The 4,977-nt window shown below is 64.5% G+C and carries 5 protein-coding genes; 2 read left to right on the top strand and 3 right to left on the bottom strand.

The annotated features are described in order from the left end of the window. Nucleotides 1-148: 148 nt before the first annotated feature. Nucleotides 149-772: a pyridoxamine 5'-phosphate oxidase family protein gene (locus tag AC0L30_RS07325; RefSeq protein ID WP_354200452.1), complete on the bottom strand. Its 624-nt coding sequence runs from the start codon at nt 770-772 to the stop codon at nt 149-151. A 120-nt stretch (nt 773-892) separates the two neighbouring features. Between AC0L30_RS07325 and AC0L30_RS07320 the strand changes: the two genes are divergently transcribed. Then, nucleotides 893-1,777 carry a LysR family transcriptional regulator gene (locus AC0L30_RS07320; protein ID WP_354200453.1) on the top strand — a complete coding sequence of 295 codons (885 nt, stop codon included), beginning with the start codon at nt 893-895 and terminating at the stop codon, nt 1,775-1,777. A 5-nt stretch (nt 1,778-1,782) separates the two neighbouring features. On the opposite strand, the gene AC0L30_RS07315 is transcribed toward AC0L30_RS07320, so the two are convergent. Together AC0L30_RS07315 and pobA are read right to left on the bottom strand one after the other, a co-directional pair. Beyond that, nucleotides 1,783-2,202 (bottom strand): PaaI family thioesterase, encoded by a 420-nt coding sequence (locus AC0L30_RS07315; protein ID WP_007599679.1) that lies wholly within the window; start codon nt 2,200-2,202, stop codon nt 1,783-1,785. A gap of 218 nt (nt 2,203-2,420) precedes the next feature. Beyond that, nucleotides 2,421-3,590, bottom strand: coding sequence for a 4-hydroxybenzoate 3-monooxygenase (gene pobA / locus AC0L30_RS07310; protein WP_354200454.1), 1,170 nt, complete (start codon nt 3,588-3,590; stop codon nt 2,421-2,423). 215 nt (nt 3,591-3,805) lie between these two features. Here pobA and AC0L30_RS07305 point away from each other — a divergent pair, with 215 nt between their 5' ends. Beyond that, entirely contained in the window at nt 3,806-4,822 is a 1,017-nt protein-coding gene (locus AC0L30_RS07305; RefSeq protein ID WP_007599675.1) for a TRAP transporter substrate-binding protein, read from the top strand. The last annotated feature ends 155 nt before the right edge of the window (nt 4,823-4,977 follow it).

Here is a 4,977-nt window from a genome sequence, read left to right as displayed (position 1 = left end):
GTATGTGGGTTATATATATAAACGCAACGGGCTTCTTTCGGGCAGAGAGCCCCCTCACCCGTCTCGTCGCTTCGCGACGAGCCACCCTCTCCCGCAAGGGGAGAGGGTGCACGCCGCAAGTCGCTCTAGCTTTCATTGGCAGGTAAGCTCAACTCGCGGCCTTCTCCCCCTTCAGCGCCGCGACCTCCGCCTCCAGCTCCGTGATTTTCGCATCTCTTGCCGCCAGCGCCGCTGCCACATCCGTCGCGTCGAACTTCTGCGGGATGTGCTGCGGGCAGTTCGTGTCCCACGCTTCGATCTTGAACAGGATCACCTGCTCCGGCCGGGCGCGGTAGCCTTTCGGCATCAGCGATGTCGTCAGCGCCTCGTCGTCCTCGACCACCCGCGCCTCGCCCCAGATCTTCACCCGGCGGCGATGGGCGTAGTCCATCACGAAGATGTAGGCCTTGGGATTTTCGGACAGATTTCCCTGCGTGATGTATTGCCGATTGCCGGCATAGTCCGTGAAAGCCAGCGTCTGCTTGTCCAGCACCTTCAAGAAGCCCTTCGGGCCGCCGCGATGCTGGATGTAGGGCTGGCCGTCGGCCGAGGCCGTGGCAAGATAAAAGCTGTTGGCGTCGGCCAGGAACGCCGCGAGGTTCTCATCGACCTCGGTGCGCCAGCCGCGCTGCTCGGCATTGGCATAGCCTTCGCGGGATCCCTTTCGGGTCTGGATCGACTTCACCGCCGGCGTGAATGCGACGTCGCTGGCGTAGGTGTGAGTTGCCGTCATCGGACCATCTCCTGAAATCCCGGCGCATCCCTGCGTCTTCGCCACCTAAAATGGACTTTTCGCCGGCTAAAACAATCGGCCAGCTTGACACTTCATCATTGCGGTATATGCAACAATACCATGGATCGCCTCGAAGCCATGCATGTTTTCGTCACCGTCGCCGATTTGCACGGCTTCGCGCCGGCGGCACGAAAACTGCGGCTGTCCCCCTCCGCGGTGACGCGGCTGATCGCGGCGCTGGAGGAGCATCTCGGCGCGCGGCTGTTGCAGCGGACCACCCGTCAAGTGACCCTGACCGACGTCGGCACGCGCTATCTGGAGCGTGCGCGTCGCATCCTGGCCGATGTCGAGGAGGCCGACGGCTCGGCACGGGAGGAGCGCAACCGGCCGAGCGGGCGGCTGGTGGTGTCGGCGCCGGTCGGCTTCGGCCGGCTCCATGTCGGGCCTGTCATGACCGCCTACCTCAAGCGCTATCCCGAGGTCGCCTGCGAATTACGGCTGTCCGACAACCTCGTCAATCTCGTGGAAGACGCCGTCGACGTCGCGGTGCGGATCGGCCATCTCGCCGACTCCTCGCTCGTCGCGCGCCAGGTCGGCGAGATGCGTCGGATCGTGGTGGCGACGTCGGGCTATCTGAAGCGCCATGGCGAACCGAAGACGCCGGAGGCACTGCTTACGCACCAGACCATCGCGTTCGGTCCATCCGCCAACTGGCGCTTCGTGCAGGACGGCCGCGACATCGAGGTGGCGCCGAACCCACGCTTCGCCAGCAACAGCGCCGACGCCGCCCTGCAATATGCCGAGGCCGGCGGCGGCGTGACCCGGGTGCTGGCCTATCAGGCCGCCGAGGGCTTGCGGCGTGGGCGGCTCAAGATCGTGCTGGCGAACTACGAGCAGCCGGCGCTGCCCATCCACATCGTGTACCCGACCTCGCGCCTGCTCTCCGCCAAGGTGCGCGCCTTCGTCGATCTCGTGGTGGAGACCGCGGAGTGGAAATTCGGGTGACGCCCTCACCCCTTTTTCGGCACGACGCGAAAGGTGCCGCTGGCGCGCGCGATCACGGCGCCGTCGGCCTTCGCGAGGCACTGCGCGAAACAGATCGTGCTGCCGGTCTTGATCGCCTCGCCCTCGACCGCGAGCCATTGGCCGATCTCGCCGGCGCCGACATAGTCGACCGACAGCGAGATCGTGACCAACGAGGTGGTCCAGCCGGTCGCCTGCGCGCAGCTGTAGCCCATGGCGGCATCGGCCAGCGCTGCGATCAATCCGCCATGGATCAGCCCGCGCGCGTTGGTGTGCGGTGTTGCGAGCCGCAATCCCACGGTGACGCCGTTGTCGGTCTTCCTGGAGTAAAGCGGCTCCCAGGGGTCGGTGAGCGGGGCTTTGCGGAAATGCGGCTCGAAGCCGGCGGGGATGTCGGTGCTGGTCATGTCCGTCTCGCGTTGGTGGCTGCCGCCATTGAACGCGAGGGACGTGACGGTTGCACCACCTACAAAGTTTTAAACGGAATTTGCGCGGGTGTTTGAAAGAAGTGGCGCCGGCGCGAGCACTCGTAGGGTGGGCAAAGGTGCGCAGCGCCGTGCCCACCATCTCGCGCGAAGACAACGCTGGTGGGCACGCTTCGCTTTGCCCACCCTACAGCACCGTCCTAAAACGGCAGCCCCACATAGTTCTCCGACAGTGATGTCATCGCGGCTTGGGACTGCGTGACGTAGTCGAGCTCGGCGAGCTGGATGCGCGCCCCAATCGTACCGGTGTCCGGAAATTTGTGCAGCATCGAGGTCATCCACCAGGAGAACCGCACGGCTTTCCAGACCCGCGCCAGTGCCTTCGCCGAATAGGCGTCAATGCCGGCGCTGGATTTTTCGTCGTAGAACTCGCGAAATGCGCTCGACAGATAATGCGCATCGCTCGCGGCCAGATTCAGCCCCTTGGCGCCGGTCGGCGGCACGATATGGGCGGCATCACCGCACAGGAACAACCTGCCGAAACGCATCGGCTCGGCGACGAAGCTGCGCAGCGGCGCAATGCTCTTCTCGATCGAGGGGCCCGTGATCAGGCTGTCGGCGGCGTCCCGGTCGAGGCGGCGCTTGAGCTCGTCCCAGAATCGATCGTCCGGCCACTGGTCGACATGGTCGTCGAGCGCGCACTGCACATAGTAGCGGCTGCGCCTGGTCGAACGCATGGTGCACAGCGCAAAGCCGCGGACGTGGTTGGAATAGATCAGCTCGTGGCTGACCGGCGGCGTCTCGGAGAGGATGCCGAGCCAGCCGAACGGATAGATGCGCTCGAACTCCTCGATGGCCGAAGCCGGAACGCTGGCGCGGCTGACGCCGTGAAACCCGTCGCAGCCGGCGACGAAGTCGCAATCGATCGTGTGGGTGACGCCATCTTTCATGTAGGTTACGCGCGGGTGACCGCCGTCGAAATCGTGCGGTTGTACGTCCTTGGCCTCGTAGACCGAGGTGAGACCGGCGGCGTTGCGCGCATCCATCAGGTCGAGCGTGACCTCGGTCTGGCCGTAGATCATGACCGTCTTGCCGGTCGCAGCCTTCATGTCGATGCGGTGCCGGCGCCCCGAAAAGGCGAGCTCGATCCCTTCATGCACCAGCCCTTCGGCATGCGCCCGTGCGCCGGCGCCGATCTGGTCGAGCAGCGCGACTGTTCCCTCCTCCAGCAGTCCGGCACGGATGCGGCCGAGCACATAGTCCGGGCTCTGCCGCTCCAGAATGACATTGTCGATGCCATAGCGGTGCAGCAGTTGCCCAAGCAACAATCCAGCCGGCCCTGCCCCGATGATTGCGACTTTTGTCCGCAATACTTGCTCCTCCCGATCCGGTAGGCTTTCGGCGTGGCTCGCTTGTCGCAGCTGTCCGCACACGATAATTATATCATATAACGGTTAGGCAAAAAGGGAGTGCGCGGCGGCACGTCACGCCAGTTCCGGCTTGAACGCGCCGGCCAATTAGATAACATGTTAAATAACGAGACCGGGCCATCGAAGCCCGCCGTCAAAAGAGGGAGAGACGCGTGATGAGGAAAGCCTGTCTGGCGTTGCTGCTGGCAGCAAGCGTGAGCCCTGCGTTCGCGCAGGACAAGACCTTCGATTTGAAGATCTCGCATTGGGTGCCGGCCTCGCATCCGCTGCAGAAATCGCTCGAGGATTGGGCCGCCGCGGTCGAGAAGGATTCCGGCGGCACCATCAAGGGTAAGGTGTTTCCGGCCCAGCAGATGGGCAAGGCCTTCGATCATTACGACATGGCGCGCGACGGCATCGCCGACGTCACCTATGTCAATCCCGGCTACCAGCCCGGCCGCTTCCCGATCATCGGCGCCGGCGAATTGCCGTTCCTGATCTCGGATGCCAAGGGCGGCTCGATGGGGCTGGATGCGTGGTATCGCAAATACGCCGAGAAGGAGATGAAGGACGTCAAGTACTGCCTCGCCTTCGTCCACTCGCCGTCTTCCTTCCACTCCCGCACCAAGAAGATCGTGATGCCGGAGGACGTGAAGGGCCTGAAGATCCGCCCCGCCCACGCCACCATGGCGAATTTCGTCACCTCGCTCGGCGGCACCAATGTGCAATCCTCCGCGCCCGAAGTACGCGACATCATCGAGCGCGGCGTCGCCGACGGCGTCACCTTCCCCTGGGGCTCGCTGGTGCTGTTCGGCATCGACAAGGTGACCAAGTACGACATGGAGGCGCCGCTCTACACCACGACCTTCGTGTTCGTGATGAACAAGGACAAGTACAATGCGATGTCCGACAAGCAGAAGGCCGCGATCGACAAGAATTGCACGGTCGAGATGGCCGGTGTGGTCGGCGAGCACTGGGGCAAGTTCGAGGACGCCGGCATCGACAAGGTCAAGGCGGAAACCAGCCACGAGGTCTACAAGCTGACGCCCGAGCAGACCGCCGCCTGGAAGAAGGCTGCCGAGCCGCTGGTGAAGACCTGGGCCGACGGCGCAAAGAAGGCCGGCGCGGATCCGGATGCGGCGCTTAGCGAGCTGAAGGCCTCGCTGAAGAAGTACAACGCGCTGGCGGAGTGACGCTGAATCGGAGCCGCAGACTCGCTGCACCTCTCCCGCTTGCGGGGGAGGTCGGCGCGAAGCGCCGGGTGGGGGCTCTCTCCACTCGGGGTCCGTTCATTGCGGCGGGGGGGGGGGGCGCCCCCCCCCCCCCCCGCCCGCCCGCGCGGGGGGGG

Source organism: Bradyrhizobium sp. MI1.11, from assembly GCF_055811255.1.
The sequence above is the reverse complement of the archived record's forward strand: the minus strand, read 5'-3'. Positions and strand labels throughout refer to the sequence as shown.

Bases quoted from the DNA above. Each gene is read 5' to 3' on its own strand.
- AC0L30_RS07325 (WP_354200452.1), bottom strand. From the start codon at position 772: ATGACGGCAACTCACACCTACGCCAGCGACGTCGCATTCACGCCGGCG.
- AC0L30_RS07320 (WP_354200453.1), top strand. From the start codon at position 893: ATGGATCGCCTCGAAGCCATGCATGTTTTCGTCACCGTCGCCGATTTG.
- AC0L30_RS07305 (WP_007599675.1), top strand. From the start codon at position 3,806: ATGAGGAAAGCCTGTCTGGCGTTGCTGCTGGCAGCAAGCGTGAGCCCT.
- AC0L30_RS07315 (WP_007599679.1), bottom strand. From the start codon at position 2,202: ATGACCAGCACCGACATCCCCGCCGGCTTCGAGCCGCATTTCCGCAAA.